Below are 17942 nucleotides of genomic sequence, written 5' to 3' on the forward strand. Positions count from 1 at the left end.
AATGATTTTTTATTGTTATCTATCAGTCACTTAATGGATTTTCAGTAGTTTTCATGGATGATGGAGGCCAGGCGAAACCTGCTTGCCGGCTTAATCTTGGTGACAACACTCAAGTGCTATTTGAAGGGTAGACCAAAGGTATTTCAGCTACCCACAGACTGGCTACGAACCGAAAACCCGATGTCTCAGCACATAGATAAACAGCTCCCTTTTCGGGCCACTAGGCCTCTTTCTGATGATGAAATTCCGCCCAAAAGCTGGCCTCACAAGAGACACAACCAACAAGCTCTGAAGGTGGCAGTTCCCTTCTTGAAATCGCCATAAAAAAGCGGACCTGATTTGACATCAGGCCCGCATTCCCACTTTTCTGCGCTAACAAGTTTTGTGCTGCTAGCTGCTACTGGCCGTTGCTCCCCATGTTCCATAAGAACGAAGTCGAAGCGCTAGCCTTTACTCATCGGACTTGATAAACACCGCTCATCACAAGCAGGCGTATGCATCAACACCCTGAGTCTTACTGCTGCAAATACCCCGACTCCTTGATGATGGGCCCCCAGGTATCCAGGTCCGCCTGAACCGTACGGGCCAACTCCTGCGCGTCGCCCGATTCAGGTCGGAAGCCAATCGGCACAATCGCGCTTTCAATGCGTGGCAGCTTGGCCACTTCATTGAAGGCATCCTGGAACTGTTTGACCATCTCTGGCTCCATGCCCAGCGGTGCAAAAATCCCCATCCAACCCGAGGCCTTCAGATCGCCGTAGCCCATTTCTGCAAAAGTAGGCACGTCCTTCAAAATAGGCAGGCGTTCAGCCCCGGTAATTCCCAGCACCCGCACCGAACCGGCGGCGACATGCTCGGTAATCATGCCCACCGCATCCACGCCAGCAGGGATATGGTCACCCAACAGGTCGTTGATCAGGGGGGCGCCCCCTTTGTACGGTACAGGGGACATCTGGATATCGTTCTTCTTGGCAATGCTATAGCCCATGAACTGGGGGGCGCTGCCAGGAGCGGGAATACCATAATGGCCGTACTTCTCCGGTTCTTTACGGACCAGTTCCACGTACTCCTGCAAGGTATGGGCCGGCGTGGTTTTACCGACCACAAAGATATGCTCGAACTTGGCGATCACCGCCACCGGCGCAAAATCCTTCATGGGGTCGTAGCTGACGGTTTTCACCGTCAGGGGCAGGGTGGTCATCATGTGATTATTGGCAACCAACAGCACCGAACCATCCGTAGGCGAGCGCAAAAAACCTTGGGCAGCAACCTGCCCACCTGCGCCAGCGCGGTTATCCACCACCACATTCACACCCAGCTTTTCACGCAGTTGCTCGGCATATACCCGCGCAACGGCATCCGCAGTTCCCCCCGCCGGATAGCCCACGACCAAGCGTATGGTGTCCGGCAATTTGCTGGCAACAGACATACCTGCTGCCAATGCCAAGGCCGTTCCCAACACGACCTGCGCCCATTTCTTTTTCATTACTTGTCTCCCTACCTCTTGATGACGCGATTAAAGTTCTACTACTCGTCCATTGCCTTGTGCGGCATGACGGCTTAACAAGGCAGCCGCCGTCAATACATCCTCAAATGCCAATCCCAAGGATTTAAAAATCGTGATTTCTTGGTTGTCATTGCGGCCTGCGGCTTGCCCCTCCAGGACCGCCCCCAACTCGTTCAGCTCAGTATCGGCTGACAAGTAACCCTGTTTACACGCATTCAAAAATTCGCCCGACTCGCTACGCGTGGATTGCGCACGATCCACAAACAAACGGCCTGCCGTCATGGTGGGTCCATCCAGTTCACTGCTGGCGGGTGTGCTGGAACCCATGGCGGTGATGTGCGTGCCAGGGCGCAGCCATTCACGCTGCAAGACAGGTGTGGCAGAGCTGGTGGCCGTCAGTACCATATCCGACTGGGACACGGCTTCCTGGGCCGAGACGCCCGCTATCAAGGGGCAATCCAGATACGCCTGAGCTTCCTCAATAAAATGCTGGGCCGATTGTGCAGAGCGGGTAAGCACAAACACCTTGCTCAAACGACGCACTTGCGCCACGGCGCGCAATTGCCACAAGGCTTGATGTCCGCCGCCAAACAAGGTCAGCACGCTGGCATCGGGACGCGCCAACATATCGGTGGCCAAGCCACTGACCGCCGCAGTGCGCAATGCCGTCACGCTGCTGGCGTCCAGAATGGCACGCGTCTCGCCAGTCAAACCGCTCATCAAGAGCACGCAGCCTTGATGGGGGTCTTTACCCAAGCGCACATTGTCTGGAAACAGGGTGCCCATCTTGGCACCGTACAAAGGCTCGGGATAAATCTCCGGCATATCAATGCAGGCAGGCATCATGCCTAGAAAACCGCTGGACAAATGGCTGCGCACAATCGTACGCAAGGGCTGGTCAATACGCCCTTGCTGCAGGGCAATAAAACCCTGGCGCATCAGATCAATCGCCGCCCCCATATCCAGCCCTTCATACACTTCCTGGGCCTTTGCTACATAAACGCTAAGCTGCATGGTTAGCCTTGCGCCAGTGGCGTGGTGATATGGCGGATAAAGGTATCGGTATCCGTGTTGGAACCACAAAACAACACGCCCACTCGTTGCCCGGCCAGATGTTTGCGCAAAGGGGACATCAAGGCAGCGGTCGCCACCGCGCACGCTGGTTCCGTAGCCATCTTGAATTCATTGAACAGGAAGTGCATACCAGCACGGATCTGGTCGTCGTTGACGGTCACCAGCGTGTCGATATTGTCCTGACACACGCGGAAGCTGAACTCGTCGGTATGGGGGGCCATCAGACTGTCTGCGATGGACTGCATGGCACCGATTTTTTGCGGCTCGCCTGCCTGGCGGCTTAGTGCCATGACGTTTGCGCCTACCGGCTCAATGCCATAGACCACGCAATCAGGCTGCCACAGCTTAACGGCAGCCGAGACACCCGCAGCCAAACCACCACCACCAATGGGCACCAGCACCGCATCCAGCTTGCCCGCTTGCTGCAACCACTCGTAGCCCAGCGTGGCGGTTCCCAGCACGGTGGGGTAGGTGCTGAACGGATGGATAAAGGTTTTCTGTTCATCCTTTTCAATCTGGCGCACCAGCTCAAACGCCTGCTCGCCATTGTCTGCAAAGACAATCTCGGCCCCATATTCACGGCACAAGGCTACGCGGGCCGGGCTGGCGGTCTTGATCATGACAGTCTTGGCTTTCACCCCCATTTGATGGGCAGCATAGGCCACGGCCACGGCGTGGTTGCCTGCGGAGACGCAGGTCACCCCTTGCTGGCGAGCCTCTTCAGACAAGCTCAGCAAGTTATTGAAAGCACCACGTGCCTTGAAGGTGCCCGAGGCCTGCAAATGCTCGAACTTGAAATTGACGGCGCTATCCAGACGCCCGGTCTGGTAATCAAACACGGGCGTCTGGCGCACATAGGGACGCAGACGCTCGTGGGCCTGCACCACATTTTCCTGGGTAACTTTTTCTGTTGTCATGGGTTTGCGTTGAAACCTGTTTGTCTGTTTTTAAGCGGTCACGGCCTGGCTGCGAATCAGAGCACGCAAGAACTGCTCGCACTGCTCCACCTGGGCCAATTCCACGTACTCATCGGGGCGGTGGGCCTGCTCGATATTGCCGGGGCCACAAATAATCGAAGGAATACCGGCTTGCTGGAACAGACCTGCTTCTGTGCCATAGGCCACTTTTCGTACCGTGTCGTCCCGCGTCAGTTCACGTACCAGCTTGGTAATGGCAGCTTGTTCTTCGGGATTCAGGCCGGGGGCGCTGGCCAGCTTTTCCAGCTCCACTACAGCATCGGGATGCTCGCGGCGCATGGCGGGCAGGACTTTCAGGTCGATGAATTCGCGTATCTCTTGCAAGATCGGCTCGGGGTCCACACCGGGCAGATTGCGGTATTCAAACTCGAATTCGCACAGGTCAGGCACGGTATTCAAGGCGATACCGCCCCGGATCATGCTGGTCTGCAAGGTGGTGAAGGGCACGTCAAAATCGTGGTCGTAAGGGCCCATGCTCTTGTAGTCGTCGGCCAGATCACGAATAGCCGTGATGATGCGTGCCGCATGTTCGATCGCGTTTACGCCCTTAGGGGTCAGCGAGGAATGCGCGGCATGACCATGTACGCGGCAGCGATAGGCGTTAATGCCCTTATGTGCCACGATGGTACGCATGCTGGTGGGTTCACCCACCACGCAACCTTCGGGCTGAACGCCGCGACGGACCAGATCATCAATCATGACAGGCGCGCCCACACAACCCACTTCTTCGTCGTATGAATAGGCCAGGTGGATGGGTTTGGCCAGCCTGGTCGCCAACATCTCAGGAACCAATTGCAGGGTCACACCGACAAAGCCTTTCATGTCGCACGTGCCACGGCCATACAGACGATCGTCACGAACCTCAGCCTTGAAGGGGTCGCTGCTCCAGTTCTGGCCATCGACGGGCACCACATCAGTATGGCCCGACAGAACAATGCCACCGGTACGTGTGCCATCGGCTGCCGGAATAGTGGCAAACAGATTGGCCTTGCGGCCGCTGGCGTCATGCGTCAGCACGGTTTCCAGCCCTTGCTGCTGTAAATAGGCCTGTACGTCGTGAATCAGTTCCAGGTTGGATTCCCGGCTTGTCGTATCATAAGCAATCAGTTTTTTTATCCATTCCACCGAGGTAGAGGGATAAGCAGTAGGATCAAACAACGCAGTCATGCCTTCTTTCTCCCAACGTAAAGCGTGTAGTTCTATACAATAGGACAGAGTTTTCTTATAAGAAAATCAATAATATTTATAAGAATGTTGTTTATTACTTCTTTCGGTTATGACAAAAGACTTGGTTAACACCACCCCCAACTTATTAAGCAAGACAGCCATGGGGGCGCGCATACGTGATGAACGCAAGCGTCAGGGCCTGACCCTGCTCATGTTGGCACGTTTATCCAATGTGTCTTTGTCCACCCTGTCCAAGGCAGAGCGCGGCCTGATTGGCCTGAGCTACGAGAAATTCTTGGCCGTCAGCCGGGCCTTGAAAATGGATTTGTCCGACCTGTTCAAGACGCCTCGTGATCAGAACGAGTCCGGCATGGACATCCTGGTGGGACGGGCTTCACGCACCGTAACCTACCATGCTCACCGCTATGAATACGGCATGCTGGCATCGGAATGGATCAACAAAAAAATGACGCCCATGCACGGGCGCGTGCTGGCCGGTAAACCGCGCGATGCCAGCGACTTCAGCCAACACGAAGGCGAAGAATTTATTTTTGTCATTGAAGGGCAGTTGACCATGCAGTTCCAGGACGGCCGCCGGCATGTACTGCAAGCGCGCGACAGCATCTACTTCAAAAGCAATCTGGGTCACCTGTATCTGTGCGAACACGGGGAAAGCGTGGAGATTCTGGTGGTTTGTGTGAACAATCACTAGGCTCAAAGAAGCGCAGACGGCTGGCCTCAGTCGCTTTGATGACACGTCCAAAGGCTTTTTGTTTGCCCTGGCCTTTTTAGGTTCTCCCACACGACCGATTGCCTAATTGCCTGATTCTCAAGAGCCTAGTCCACAGGGACATAAACACAAGCGTTTCAGATACCAACAAGGCTTAGCGCCCCAAGCCCGAACCGTCTACCTGCTCCATTACAATACGGTTCTGTTCCGCCTCTTTGATCGATCTGACCATGTCCAGCTCTTCCCCTATTGTGGCTATTGCCACCGCCCCCGGCCGGGGCGGTATTGGTGTCATCCGTGTGTCCGGCAAAGAGCTTGATGCTCTGATCCAGACCCTGTTTGGCCGTACGCTGCAAGCGCGTCATGCCCACTTTTTGCCCTTCAAGGATGCACAAGGCGAGGCAATCGACGAGGGCATTGCACTGTTCTTTAAAGGCCCGCACTCCTATACCGGCGAAGACGTGCTGGAACTGCAAGGCCACGGCGGCCCGGCTGTTCTGCGCCGCCTGCTGGATCGCTGCCTGGAAGCAGGTAAAGATCAGGGTCTGCGACTGGCTGAACCGGGAGAATTCACCCAACGCGCCTTCTTGAATGACAGGCTGGACCTGGCTCAGGCCGAGGCCGTGGCCGACTTGATTGACGCCTCCTCGGAGGCCGCTGCCCGCAGTGCCGTCGCCTCCCTGTCGGGCGTGTTTTCCAATAAGGTCAACACCCTGGCTGACCGCATCATTCACCTGCGCATGCTGGTGGAAGCCACGCTGGACTTTCCCGAAGAAGAAATCGACTTCCTGGAAAAATACCAGGCGGCGGCCACCCTGCAAGGCATACAGGACGAGCTGGAACGCATCCTGCAGCATTCGCGTCAGGGGGCGATTCTGCGCGAGGGCCTGCACGTTGTACTGGCCGGTCAGCCCAATGTGGGCAAATCCAGCCTGCTTAACGCACTGGCCGGTGAGGACGTGGCTATCGTGACCGATATTGCCGGCACCACCCGCGACCGTGTCATGCAGCTGATCCACATTGACGGCATCCCGCTACACATCGTGGATACCGCCGGTTTGCGTGACACCGAGGACACCGTCGAGCGCATCGGTATCGCCCGTACCTGGGACGAAATCGCCAAAGCCAACGTGATCGTGCACCTGCTCGATGCTCGCAACCCGCAAGACGAGCTGGACAGTGCCATTACCACTCGCCTGCCATCACATGTACCCGTGCTGCGCGTCTATAACAAGATAGACTTGCTGACAGCAGAACAACAGGCAGCCTTGCCTGCACAGGAAAGCGGCGCCACCGTGCTACCGATTTCTGCCCGTAAGGATATAGGTCTGGACACACTGCGCCGCACCTTGCTGGATATCGCCGGCTGGAACCCCGGCAGTGAATCCCCCTGGCTGGCGCGGGAACGACACCTGCGCGCCTTGGAGCGCGCAGAATACCACCTGGGCCTGGCCGCAGAGCACGCTACGCACAGCGATCAAGTGCTGGACCTGTTTGCCGAAGAACTGCGCTTGGCACATCTGGATTTATGCTCAATTACCGGCGAGTTCAGCAGCGATGATTTGCTGGGGGAGATTTTCTCCAGTTTTTGTATTGGGAAGTGACCTCATCAAAAGACTGAGCCATTGATGTGCAGAGGAACTAGGCATGAGCGGCAAGAAGCTGATTCGAAATAGCACCACTGAATTTCTGATCTTTACTGGTCAGGCTGGTGAACAAAGCATCGAAGCTCGCTACGAAGACGAGACGGTCTGGTTGTCTCAGAAGCTGATGGCGGAGCTTTTTGGCGTTGATGTACGCACGGTCAATGAGCACTTAAAAAATATCTTTGCCAGCAATGAACTGGCTTCCGAGGCAACTATCCGGAAATTCCGGATAGTTCAGCAAGAAGGTAATCGGGACGTAAAGCGTCTGGTGGACTTCTATAACCTCGACGCCATTATTTCCGTTGGCTACCGGGTCAACTCCATCCGTGCCACCCAATTCCGCCAATGGGCCACCCACATCCTGCGCGAATTTGCGATCAAGGGATACCTGATTGATCGTCAGCGCATGGAGAACGGCAGTTTTCTAAACGAAGACTACTTTGAGCAGTTGCTGGCAGAAATCCGCGAAATACGCCTAAGCGAACGGCGCTTCTACCAGAAGATCACCGATATCTACGCAACCAGCGTGGACTACAACAAGAATGCCCCGACCAGTAAATCCTTCTTTGCCAAGGTGCAGAACAAGCTGCATTACGCCATTCACGGCCAAACTGCAGCGGAGCTTGTTCATCAGCGTGCCGACAGCAGCCAAGCCCATATGGGACTTACCTCCTGGGCCAATGCTCCCAATGGAAAAATACTGAAAACAGACATCAGTATTGTCAAGAACTACCTGAAACAAAACGAGCTGGATGCCTTGGGGCGCATCGTCAATGCCTATCTGGAGCTGGCTGAAAACCGTGCCCGCCGCAAAATCCCCATGACCATGGAAGACTGGGCCAAACGCCTGGATATGTTTCTGGAATTCGATGACCGGGAAATTCTGCAAGATAGCGGCAAGATTTCTGCCAAGCTGGCCCAGACTCATGCTGAAAGCGAGTTCGAGAAATATCGCGTCATACAAGATCGCTTGTTTGAGAGTGACTTTGATAAAGCAATAAAAGAACTAGGCTCCTCAAATTCGGAAGCTGATCACTAAGCTGATCACTCCCACACGGCTTGCCCCCACCTCAGTAAAAACCCGACATTCGTCCCTGAATTAAGCACTATCAAAGCCTGCCCTGATCAATCAGGACTATGCTGAACACTCCATTGTCTCCTGCGGGAGGGCATCATGCGCACACTCAACAAGTGGGTTTTGATGGCGGCTTTGATTCATGGCGCTGGGGTAGTACAGGCTCAAGAACTGATACCTCTGGAGCTGGAGGCAGAACAGCGTTCCGTCTCCCGTCTCAGCGTGGCCCAGTGCCTCAATACGGTTCAGCAGACAGCAGCGCGAGAGGGCTTCCAGCAGCACAATGACTCCACAGCCAGCGATCAGTTAGGCGTCTATATTGGCTCGGCTCCCTTGGGGGGCGGCTCGCTGGTGGTGTACTGCATTGATTTGAACCCCTCGACCGCCTACATCATTCGCACCAAGGCACAAGTCACCGCCAATTTGATGTCTCCGCATCAGCTCAACTGCAAAATTACGCGAGCTTTGACGGTGGCAAACCAGCCTTGAGCGTCAGCAAAAGCAGCCCCTGGCTGCTTAAAGTAAAAAAGGGGCGCAGCCCATGTCCATGCAGGCCTACCGCCTAGGCACACCCGCCTGCGCCCCCAAGGGCTCCCAAAACCAGTTGAACGGTTTTTTTTTACGCCATCAATAAATCCCCAACTTCCATACGGGCATCACCGTCCAACTCAATGTCGTCCATGACCTTGTTCAACATGGCATGCGCACTGGATAAAGCACCGTTCAAGCTATTGAGCTCGCTTTGCACACGATCCAATTCCTGCTTTTTTTCCGCTTCGCTGCTTTTGTTGCTGGCCTGGATACGCTGCAGCTCCATCAGTTTCTGTTGAATCTGCTCTTTCAGATCACGAATACGTTTAAGTATGTCCTTGATGCCATCGGGCAAAGAACTGCTATCAATATCCTTGTCACGACCCTTTTTCTGAGCTTGCTGACTGGTCAATGACAGATCTTTTCCCATGGGAGACAGGTGCACCTTGATACGTCCCGATGAGTCTATGGAGCCAGACTCTTCTTGCTCGGGCACCACAGGGGGCGTCATGGCCGTCGCGTTTAATGGCTCGGCCACAGGCATAGTTTGTCTATGTATTAAACCCTGTCCACTGATCTCTATGGTCATACTTTCCTCTCTTGTACACATTATTCCTTAGAGGTTACGGCTGCAACCCGCTCGTTCTTTACCGTGATGTGTGCACCCGGTGTTGCGCCTTTTACTCAGATGTTCGGCACAGCTCAGAAATAAGTAGCAAGAAAAGACACTTTTATTTACTTTTATATAAAAAATGCCCCCTAACCATTGTCTTCACATTATCTGAATCACATGGACTTCAAAATCAAAGCGCTACTAGGCCACACCCTGCTGGCCTTGAGCTGGGCCAGCAGCGCCCATGCTTACCAGACAGAATCCATTTTGAACAAACAAGGCCAGCAGGCCTTTGAATTGCGGATCTATGGACCTGATGATGGGGGCTACGATACGTCGGATCAATCCGATCCACGCGTTTCCCCTTGGAATATTGACGAGAATGGTCGACTGAAAATTCGTGCCGCGCTGGAGCGCTGGGCCGAAATCATTAATTTGCCCGTAGGGTACACACCGGCTGTGATCAATCTGGGCACCATGAATGACCAGAACGCCAATGCCTACGGTGCTTCACTCTACAACCCTGACCATCCCAACTTCACCATCTCGGCCTTGCAAGCGCGCTTGCAGGGAATATTCCAGGGCGATCCGAATAACCCCGATGCCGTTATCAGCGTCGGCAAGCTTGATCTGGATACGGCTCCGGTCAACCCAAGCCAACTGCCCTTAACTGGCAAGGCTGACTACAACGCAGTGATTTTCCACGAGCTGGCCCATGCCTTGGGCATCAGCAACACGGTCACGGACAACCTGCCTGCAGACAGTTTCGATCCACCCGACCCCTTCTTCCAAAATGACCTCAGCCCCTGGGCCTTGGGTTTGCGCGATGATCAGGGTCGAGCCCCCAGCCCTGGGCAGAAAATCCTGTGTTCGGTTTGCACCAATCCGTATGACCCAGACGCTTTTGATCTGCGCCAGGACAAGGGCTACTTCACCGGCGATCACGTACAGGAAGTCCTGAATGGCGCCATGCCGGGCATTCCCGTCAGTATCCTGAACTTCCACGACCAGCCACAGTATGGAGTGGACCGCAACTACATGAGCCACACCGAGCTGCGCAACAGCCTGATGAGCCATCAGACCTATCGCAACTACGTGAATCTGATGGAAGCTGAAATTGCCGCCTTGCAAGACATCGGGCTGAGCATTGATCGCCGCAACTTCTTTGGTTATTCGGTCTATGGCGACGACGTCACCTTGAACAATACCAATGGCTACTTTGCGCGCAATGAAGACGGCACAGCCTACTTGCCCGGTCAGTACAACATGGCCACACAAGGCTTGGGTCTGCACATTTATGGCGAACGCAATACCATTACCCAAGCGGCGGATCTACTGACAGCCGGGCCAGGCGGGGTCGGTGTACGTGTGGATGGTAGCGAAAACACGCTCATCATTCCCGAAGCGACGCGTATTCATGCCCAGGGCTGGTATGGTCGTGGCCTGCAGTTCAGCTATGGCCGCCATCACCATATTGTCCAGCAAGGAGAGGTCCGGGCAGATGGCCAGGATGGCGTCGGAGCCTTATTCGATTTCGGCCAGAACGCCATGGGCAGCGACGATGAATATCACGGCTCCTGGATGCTCATGGCTAAAGGTCAGCTGCGCGCTGTACCGGAGATATTGCAAGGTGCCTTGATTAGTAATTACGATTTGTCCGGCACCTTATCGGGTCAGAAGGCGGCCATCCATATCGCGAACAATGCCTGGGTACAGAACATCAATATTTTGCAGGGTGCACAAATCACAGGTGACATTACCTCGGATTACAAGCGCCGCGACTCCGACCAGCAACCGCTGCTGACCCGCATCAGCTTTGGTCAAAAAGCCGATGAGAATGGGCGCGCGACCAGCGCTGCCGACTCCAACTTCCAGATGCGTTATGACGGCAATATCAAGGGCCTGAACAGTCTGGCGGTCGTCATTGCCGGGGGCGCAACGTCCTTGAATGGCCAGCATGAGCTGTACGGCTTGCGCGTGGATCAGGGCGCGACCCTGTATGGCAATAGCGAATTCACCCTCAACCCTGAATACAACTTCACCAATAACGGCACACTCAGCCCCGGAAACTCCTACGGGAACATGACGATCAAGGGCAATTTTGTCCAAGGCGCCAATGGCCGGATTCTGGTGGAAGCCTCGACCACCCAGAATGATCATATTGATGTGCAGGGCCTGGCTCAGCTCGATGGCGAGTTGAACGTGGACCTGCAGCCAGACTGGTATCAAAACGGCTGGACCTTGAATCAGGACAAGGTGTTCACTGCCAGCCAGACACAAGGGCAGTTTGCGGTGCTCAGCGCCACGTTGGCATCCCCCACCCTGAATGTGGAAAGTACCGGTGATGGCTGGACTGTCAGCCGTCATCAGAATGCGTATGCCCAATACGCTGCATCGCCCAATGCCGCCGCTGTCGGTACCAGCCTGGCACAGGCTTCCTCGGGTAATCAGTCCCTGGCAGCCGTGTATCAAGCCATGGACTTCTCGCGTGCAGATGGCAGCGATATTGGTCTAGCCCTGGATCAGCTAAGTGCAGGTGCCTACGCCGCCCAAACCGCCGCTTCCTTGCGCCGCGAACAGTTGGTGTCCGAACAACTGCGTCAAACCGACGGTATCGATAAGAGCGGCTGGCAAAGCTTCATCCAAACCTATGGTGGCCGCTACCACTGGCAGTTGGGCAGCAACGATGTTGACCACCGCAGCCAAACCTATGGGGTGATGTTGGGGGCAGAACATCGCGCTCAGGGCAGTGACTGGAGTCTGGGCGTACACGGCAATGCCAACGAACAGCGCGTCAATGTAGACGCCCCCTTCCAGGCCAAAAGCAAGCTGACTGGCTTGGGCCTGGGTGTCCATGCCCGCTATCGTGCCTACAGCCAGGAAGGCTGGAACGGTCTGGCTCAGCTACGTGTGGGTATTGAACAAGGCAAGATGAACCGCACTATCAGCTTTGCGGACTATCAGGCGCGTCCTGCTTCAGATTGGACAGGCCATACCTTCTCACTGGGGGTACAGACTGGCTACAACTGGGCGCTAGGTGAAAACGGCAGCATCGGCCCGGTTCTGGCTCTGGATTATCTCCATTACCGTCGTCCAGGGCTGGAAGAAAGTGGCGATGCCGCCAGCCGCCTGCGTTTGGATTCCAGCCGTCAACATGCCTTACAGGCTTCGCTTGGCCTGGCCCTGCGCCAAAACTGGAATTTAAGCCAGGATCGCCAATTGCAAACAGCCTTCTCCATCGCTTGGGAGCAGGATTTGCTAAGCCGTCATCAGACTCAGGAAGCGGCTTTTGCCAGTGCCCAGTCTGTGGGTTTTGAGGGGCGTTATGCGCGAGTGGATCGTCATGCTTTATCGCTGGGAACCAGCATCAGCTTGCAACAATCCGAGCGCCTGCGTTTAGGGCTGTCGGCCAATACCCGTTTACTTGGGGATAGCCGGGCCGATATAAACGGTAAATTGTTCCTGAACTGGATGTTCTAAACGCGCTGGAATGTAAGAGGCCGACTTTTAGTCGGCCTCATTGGGAGATACAGGAGCGGGTTGAACCCGTTTCATGCCAGACCACCGGTCAACATCAAGATACTGACCCGGAATCAAGACCCGAATCTGTCGGCGCCACCATGTTCCACTGGAGACTTCGATCGAACCTGTATCCACCGCAAACGTCATTTGATCGCTGTTCAAAAAGGCCGAAAACTGTCCCTTGTTGCTGCGCGCCTGCGCAAAGCTGGAAAAGACCGTCACGCTCTTTGGTGTGGGGTCAGCCAGCAGCAAAGTGACCTGACCGCGTAACAGTTGCAGATTCAGCCTGTCCTCGTACTCGCGGATTTCGAGAGCGGAGTCGGGGCCCAATTGCACCACCGCGCCATCCACAAACCGCTGCTCCAGCGTTTGTGCCCCCGAAATCAGATGCTCTTGTCGTAGTACCCGCTCCGGCCAAAAGAAAAACACCGTCAGCGCCAAGGCCAAAACAAACAAACCGGCCAGCAGACCTCGGTGATAAGGCTTGAGCAACGCCGCCTTCTCACCCGAACTGGCCAATAAACGGCGGATTTCATGCTCGGGCGCATCCAGGCTGGCGTCACAAAAATAGCAAATGTATCGATATGAACGTTCATTTTCTGGATTGTCACGACGCCAATCCTCAAACTCTCGTAATTCGGCTGCAGTCGCCTCGCCGGAGTTCAAGCGAGTAAACCAATAAGCAGCTTGTGCGTGAGCCTGCGTATGCTCCAGCAGCTCCCCTTGATATGTCGTCATAGCGGCATCTAACCTTGTTCAGTTACGCCAGCAATAGGGTGGTTTCAGCGTGGCGGCAAGTCCCTGCCGCTCGAGCCCAAAACCTCAGGAAAGGAAACCAGTAGCCACCAACTTTTTAGCTGTCTAGCCGTCAACGTTTGAAAACGTTACGTTTTTATTTTATACAAACGCTTCAAATGCTTACATTAACTCAAATTGAGCTAATCAAAACAAATTCGCCTTATTTAATTACACTCACTACAAAAAAAATGCAGATTACAGGTAAAAAAAGCCAAAATCAGGCCGTTAACTAGTGAAAATCGTCCAAAATTTGGCCGCTGAGCAGTTCGTGGAATTGTTCTTTACTGTGATCCGAACCCTCACCCGCCGGCAATACCATTTTCAATAAAAGGGGCCACTGCGGGTAAAAACGATAGTTGGGTGTAGACACACGCGTACCGGCCAAATAGGGAAATCCACCGAATTGAATTTCCTGGGCCAATCGCGCTTGGGAGAGATAAAGCAGGTCTTTATTCTTATCGACCGAGAAATAAGCGCGCTCCAACGGCAAGTTCCAGGCACGGACCTGCAAGCCCTCTGCCTCAACGCGCACCATCCAGCGATCCTGATCCCGCTCTCCATTCGTATACAAGGTCCCAGCGGGTCTGGACTGCACCAAAGTACCCGCAGGTAGCTCCAGAACGAAGTCTGGAGCCGTACTCATATTGGCGGCCGCCGCATAAGGACTCCAGCCTGTAATTTGATTGCCTTTGGCCAAAAAACAGCTGACAAAACGAAAGCCGTTCATTTCCGTAGGATCTTGTTCCATTTCAAGCACTTGATTGCCATCACACTGCCAACCCTCCAGCGTTGCATCGCCTGCCAGATGCAGTTTCCAACTGGAGTTTTGCAGATCGGGCCGGGGGCGCTCAAATGACAATACAAGAGCGTTGCCTATCTTCACAGCCTCTGGAAAACGGGCCCAGGACACGCTGTCTGGGTCGCCCCACACACTCAATTCCAGCTCTGTTCCGCTTGGCATATCCACCCCGGCAAAGCGGCCCGGCTCTTTTAAAACATGTTGCCGGCTAGCCAGCTCCTGTTGCTGCTTTTTTTCAAACCGATAGCTCTCCCATTGAAAAACGCTGTAGTAAGCCGCCAATACCAACAAGGGGAGCAAAAACAGGATTCGCGGCCAGGGGTTTTTCTTAAAGTTTGCCCGGCGTCGTGGCTGCACTAAAAGCGAAACCGCCCAGACCAACAGAAAAAACAGTGCGATCGGGCCAAGCGTAAGAATCAGCAAAAGTATCGAGGAGAAGGGCGCAACAGGAATCATAAGAGATCAAAAAAACATAAAAAGCCGTCATAAAGAAAACCGAACCAAAATACGCTGGCTTGTCTTTCTAACGACTGTGCTGATAGCACGGTACTGCTGCAAGGAAAGGGCGCTACATACAGGGGAACAGCAATGCCAGGCCTGCTTATAACGCCTTAGGCCGTCTTAACCGACCTGGATATGGCCTTCCATATACATGACGGCCTGCCCCTTCAGGAACACGCGATCACCCTCTAAAGAGCAATCGAGCACCCCGCCTCGAGAAGAAGCCTGAAACGCCAGCAAATGGTTTTTCCCCAGAATAGGGGCCCAGTAAGGCAGCAAAGCACAGTGCGCCGAACCCGTAACAGGGTCTTCCTCAACACCGTGACCAGGCGCAAAAAAGCGGCTGACGATATCAAACTGGCCCGAGCCTGGCGCAGTCACAATACACCCTTCACAACCGCTGGCCAGCATGGCCGCCGTATCCACCTGCAGCTCTCGTACCTGCGCTTCCGTCTCCAACACGGCCAAATGGGTGAAGTCATTACGCCACAACTGCGCAACCTTGGTACCCAAGGCTTTTTCCAGCAACGGATTGTCATCCACACGGATAACAGGGCGCACAGGCAAGTCCATGACATAAGCCCCCTGGTCACGACGCACCGTCAACGCACCACTCAGGGTATGAAATACCACCTGGCTATCCTGGGGACGCACATGCTGCAGTACGACTGCCGCACTGGCCAAGGTGGCGTGACCGCACAAGGGCACTTCTACCGTAGGGGTGAACCAGCGCAAGCCAAAGTCCTGGCCTTGTGGTACCAGAAAGGCGGTTTCCGCCAGATTGTTCTCTCCCGCAATCGACTGCATCAAGGCATCGTCAGGGAACTCGGACAACAACACCACGGCAGCAGGGTTGCCTGCAAACAAGGTGTCAGTAAAGGCATCGACCTGATAGATGGGTAAGCGCATTCTGCCTCCAAGCCTGGAAATTCAATATGAACCCTGAGTATAGAAAAATAGACTCTTTACAGGCAGGTAAATCTTGGAGCAAGCGTCTTGTTTTTATCCCTTCTTTTTTGTGCCGGGCATGCAGACTCGTTGGATAAATGCGTGTTTGCATTCCATTGCCTGCACCCGAACGCGTCCAACGCATTCGCTTCAAGCCAAAAGCTTATTGTCTACAGATACTGGAATTACACACCATGCATCACCGCATTATTGGTGCAATCAGACATTGGCCGCTTCTAACAGGCAGGCAGAAAGACGGTCAAAATGCAGCAAGGCCGCTTGGCTCAGATCAACTTGTTTGCGGCGCGTGTCCTCCGTATCACTGAGAACGATCCAGCCTTTCTCGCGCATGGACTTGAGCCGGGTGTGTATGGTCGCTGGCGATCCCAGCCGCTCTACGGCCATGACATCGCGTACCGACAAACGCAAACAATCTTTTGACGCCTTGGCAACCAGCACCAAGATACGCTCTTCAAGAGGGTCCAGGCAGGGCAAGCAAGGCAGGGTATGCAGCGAATCGGCGAGCTGCAAAAAACGCATATATATATCAGCAGGTCTGGTAGCAGTTTTCATAACAAAATCTTTATTCCTTTAAGAGCCGCTACAACAGCGCCTTTTCTAGAAATAAGTTCTGGTTATTATTGTTTTTATTCCGATCAGGCAAAGCAAAAAACAACCCTGCTTTATGGCCGGAGTGATTGGAATGGTTTTTTGCGCGTATCACGCACCTAAAATTAAACGCTTAAGACCGGGCCTGAATCCTATGTAGAAAGAGGTCTTGAGTCGGGCAGTTTGGCTAGCATTTTATCAGATAAGCCCTTGATTTAGCTTGGACACTACGGTTCCGAAGAAGCTAAATTGTAAGAAGGTGCAGACTATCAGACAGATAGTAAGCTGCCTCACATTAAACGCTAATAAAGAGACTGGGTGCAAAGAACGAGGGCAGTTACCGAACCCAGGCTCTTTGCTATAAACATCCTTACCAAATCGTTTCCCGCACGCTTGACCTGACCGCCACCAGACACTGCTCAATATTTTCAGCCACATATGTTTCAGACCGATAAAATGGGGTGAACAGGGCCTTGAGCACTTATCATGCCCCACAGATCACTATAAAATCTGGAACGATAAGAAATGATTCTTCACCTTGAGGCACCACTTATTTACTCACATGCCTTGAGCGAACCACTAGGCAAACAAATCTGGTTGAAAATGGATGCATTGCAACCTAGCGGATCATTCAAAATTCGCGGTATTGGGCACCTATGCCAGCATCACGCTGAACAAAACAAGAAACGCTTTATCATTTCCTCGGGTGGCAATGCAGGGATTGCTGTCGCTTACGCCGGGCGCCGGCTCACCATACCCACCCTTGTCGTCGTTCCCGAAAGCACCAGCGAACACGCCAGACGCCTGATTCAACGGGAAAAAGCCGAGCTACACGTGGTCGGCAAGAACTGGCAGGAAGCCCATGAATATGCGCTGACCCTGGTGCAAGAAGATGATGCCTTGATCCATCCCTTTGACGACCCTTTGCTTTGGGAAGGCCATGCCAGCCTGATTGCTGAAGTGGCCCAAATGGGCGTGCAGCCCGATGCTGTCTTGCTGGCGGTAGGGGGAGGAGGCTTGCTAAGCGGCGTCGCCCAAGGTCTGCGAGAGCAGGGTTGGGACAAGACCACCATTATTGCTGTCGAAACCGAGGACACAGCCAGCCTGGGCGAATCAGTGCGGCAACGCCGGCACATCACACTAAGCCAGGTCAGCGGGGTTGCCACCTCGCTGGCAGCTCCTCGTGTTTGTGATCAGGCATATGCAGTTAGCCAGTCCCATCCCACCACCTGCATTCAGGTCAGTGATGCCCAGGCCGTCAGCGCTTGTTTACGTTTTCTGACCGACCATCGTGTTCTGGTGGAACCCGCATGCGGCGCAGCGTTATCGACCTTGTATCTAGATCACGAGGCCTTAGCCCCCTACAAAAATATTCTGGTGGTTGTATGTGGTGGTAACACCATGACGCTAGAGCAACTAGTGCAGTGGCGGGCAACTCCTTAAGC

The 17942-nt window shown here is 54.1% G+C and carries 15 protein-coding genes; 6 read left to right on the top strand and 9 right to left on the bottom strand.

Annotation, left to right across the window (positions count from 1 at the left end):
* Nucleotides 1-514 precede the first annotated feature (514 nt).
* From AC6I6N_RS14215 to argE, 4 genes are read right to left on the bottom strand one after another with little or no spacing between them, the layout of a single operon-like run.
* On the bottom strand, nt 515-1486 hold the full coding sequence (locus AC6I6N_RS14215) for a tripartite tricarboxylate transporter substrate-binding protein (protein ID WP_094198213.1): 972 nt from the start codon (nt 1484-1486) through the stop codon (nt 515-517).
* A gap of 30 nt (nt 1487-1516) precedes the next feature.
* Nucleotides 1517-2521, bottom strand: coding sequence for an ornithine cyclodeaminase family protein (locus AC6I6N_RS14220; RefSeq protein WP_094198212.1), 1005 nt, complete (start codon nt 2519-2521; stop codon nt 1517-1519).
* Between the two features lie 2 nt (nt 2522-2523).
* Complete coding sequence (locus tag AC6I6N_RS14225) at nt 2524-3498, bottom strand: threonine ammonia-lyase (protein WP_094198211.1); 975 nt, start codon at nt 3496-3498, stop codon at nt 2524-2526.
* A 30-nt stretch (nt 3499-3528) separates the two neighbouring features.
* Nucleotides 3529-4725: an acetylornithine deacetylase gene (gene argE, locus AC6I6N_RS14230; protein WP_094198210.1), complete on the bottom strand. Its 1197-nt coding sequence runs from the start codon at nt 4723-4725 to the stop codon at nt 3529-3531.
* Between the two features lie 160 nt (nt 4726-4885).
* Between argE and AC6I6N_RS14235 the strand changes: the two genes are divergently transcribed.
* The 4 genes from AC6I6N_RS14235 to AC6I6N_RS14250 all read left to right on the top strand — a co-directional run bounded on the left by AC6I6N_RS14235 (nt 4886) and on the right by AC6I6N_RS14250 (nt 8665).
* On the top strand, nt 4886-5437 hold the full coding sequence (locus AC6I6N_RS14235) for a helix-turn-helix domain-containing protein (RefSeq protein WP_003800785.1): 552 nt from the start codon (nt 4886-4888) through the stop codon (nt 5435-5437).
* 248 nt (nt 5438-5685) lie between these two features.
* Nucleotides 5686-7059, top strand: a complete 1374-nt coding sequence (mnmE, locus tag AC6I6N_RS14240; protein WP_094198209.1) for a tRNA uridine-5-carboxymethylaminomethyl(34) synthesis GTPase MnmE — start codon at nt 5686-5688, stop codon at nt 7057-7059.
* Nucleotides 7060-7102: 43 nt separating this feature from the next.
* On the top strand, nt 7103-8140 hold the full coding sequence (locus tag AC6I6N_RS14245; protein WP_125277262.1) for a virulence RhuM family protein: 1038 nt from the start codon (nt 7103-7105) through the stop codon (nt 8138-8140).
* A 135-nt stretch (nt 8141-8275) separates the two neighbouring features.
* The gene (locus AC6I6N_RS14250; protein WP_094198207.1) at nt 8276-8665 is read left to right on the top strand and encodes a DUF6180 family protein; all 390 of its coding nucleotides are present in this window, start codon (nt 8276-8278) and stop codon (nt 8663-8665) included.
* Nucleotides 8666-8795: 130 nt separating this feature from the next.
* On the opposite strand, the gene AC6I6N_RS14255 is transcribed toward AC6I6N_RS14250, so the two are convergent.
* Nucleotides 8796-9218, bottom strand: coding sequence for a hypothetical protein (locus tag AC6I6N_RS14255; RefSeq protein ID WP_230019549.1), 423 nt, complete (start codon nt 9216-9218; stop codon nt 8796-8798).
* 279 nt (nt 9219-9497) lie between these two features.
* Between AC6I6N_RS14255 and AC6I6N_RS14260 the strand changes: the two genes are divergently transcribed.
* Nucleotides 9498-12800 (top strand): autotransporter domain-containing protein, encoded by a 3303-nt coding sequence (locus tag AC6I6N_RS14260; RefSeq protein WP_497943587.1) that lies wholly within the window; start codon nt 9498-9500, stop codon nt 12798-12800.
* 27 nt (nt 12801-12827) lie between these two features.
* Here AC6I6N_RS14260 and AC6I6N_RS14265 read toward each other — a convergent pair whose 3' ends face one another.
* The 4 genes from AC6I6N_RS14265 to AC6I6N_RS14280 all read right to left on the bottom strand — a co-directional run bounded on the left by AC6I6N_RS14265 (nt 12828) and on the right by AC6I6N_RS14280 (nt 16461).
* Entirely contained in the window at nt 12828-13580 is a 753-nt protein-coding gene (locus AC6I6N_RS14265) for a DUF4880 domain-containing protein (RefSeq protein ID WP_094198204.1), read from the bottom strand.
* A gap of 289 nt (nt 13581-13869) precedes the next feature.
* Nucleotides 13870-14601 (bottom strand): hypothetical protein, encoded by a 732-nt coding sequence (locus AC6I6N_RS14270; RefSeq protein WP_230019551.1) that lies wholly within the window; start codon nt 14599-14601, stop codon nt 13870-13872.
* A 459-nt stretch (nt 14602-15060) separates the two neighbouring features.
* The gene (locus AC6I6N_RS14275; protein WP_094198202.1) at nt 15061-15849 is read right to left on the bottom strand and encodes a PhzF family phenazine biosynthesis protein; all 789 of its coding nucleotides are present in this window, start codon (nt 15847-15849) and stop codon (nt 15061-15063) included.
* 258 nt (nt 15850-16107) lie between these two features.
* Nucleotides 16108-16461 carry a MarR family transcriptional regulator gene (locus tag AC6I6N_RS14280; RefSeq protein WP_021447165.1) on the bottom strand — a complete coding sequence of 118 codons (354 nt, stop codon included), beginning with the start codon at nt 16459-16461 and terminating at the stop codon, nt 16108-16110.
* Between the two features lie 561 nt (nt 16462-17022).
* Here AC6I6N_RS14280 and AC6I6N_RS14285 point away from each other — a divergent pair.
* Nucleotides 17023-17940, top strand: coding sequence for a pyridoxal-phosphate dependent enzyme (locus AC6I6N_RS14285; RefSeq protein ID WP_497943588.1), 918 nt, complete (start codon nt 17023-17025; stop codon nt 17938-17940).
* Nucleotides 17941-17942 lie beyond the last annotated feature (2 nt).

The organism is Alcaligenes sp. LTN-3 (genome assembly GCF_059735605.1).

Bases quoted from the DNA above. Each gene is read 5' to 3' on its own strand.
- AC6I6N_RS14215 (WP_094198213.1), bottom strand. From the start codon at position 1,486: ATGAAAAAGAAATGGGCGCAGGTCGTGTTGGGAACGGCCTTGGCATTG.
- AC6I6N_RS14220 (WP_094198212.1), bottom strand. From the start codon at position 2,521: ATGCAGCTTAGCGTTTATGTAGCAAAGGCCCAGGAAGTGTATGAAGGG.
- AC6I6N_RS14225 (WP_094198211.1), bottom strand. From the start codon at position 3,498: ATGACAACAGAAAAAGTTACCCAGGAAAATGTGGTGCAGGCCCACGAG.
- argE (WP_094198210.1), bottom strand. From the start codon at position 4,725: ATGACTGCGTTGTTTGATCCTACTGCTTATCCCTCTACCTCGGTGGAA.
- AC6I6N_RS14235 (WP_003800785.1), top strand. From the start codon at position 4,886: ATGGGGGCGCGCATACGTGATGAACGCAAGCGTCAGGGCCTGACCCTG.
- mnmE (WP_094198209.1), top strand. From the start codon at position 5,686: ATGTCCAGCTCTTCCCCTATTGTGGCTATTGCCACCGCCCCCGGCCGG.
- AC6I6N_RS14245 (WP_125277262.1), top strand. From the start codon at position 7,103: ATGAGCGGCAAGAAGCTGATTCGAAATAGCACCACTGAATTTCTGATC.
- AC6I6N_RS14250 (WP_094198207.1), top strand. From the start codon at position 8,276: ATGCGCACACTCAACAAGTGGGTTTTGATGGCGGCTTTGATTCATGGC.
- AC6I6N_RS14255 (WP_230019549.1), bottom strand. From the start codon at position 9,218: ATGACGCCCCCTGTGGTGCCCGAGCAAGAAGAGTCTGGCTCCATAGAC.
- AC6I6N_RS14260 (WP_497943587.1), top strand. From the start codon at position 9,498: ATGGACTTCAAAATCAAAGCGCTACTAGGCCACACCCTGCTGGCCTTG.
- AC6I6N_RS14265 (WP_094198204.1), bottom strand. From the start codon at position 13,580: ATGACGACATATCAAGGGGAGCTGCTGGAGCATACGCAGGCTCACGCA.
- AC6I6N_RS14270 (WP_230019551.1), bottom strand. From the start codon at position 14,601: ATGCCAAGCGGAACAGAGCTGGAATTGAGTGTGTGGGGCGACCCAGAC.
- AC6I6N_RS14275 (WP_094198202.1), bottom strand. From the start codon at position 15,849: ATGCGCTTACCCATCTATCAGGTCGATGCCTTTACTGACACCTTGTTT.
- AC6I6N_RS14280 (WP_021447165.1), bottom strand. From the start codon at position 16,461: ATGAAAACTGCTACCAGACCTGCTGATATATATATGCGTTTTTTGCAG.
- AC6I6N_RS14285 (WP_497943588.1), top strand. From the start codon at position 17,023: ATGATTCTTCACCTTGAGGCACCACTTATTTACTCACATGCCTTGAGC.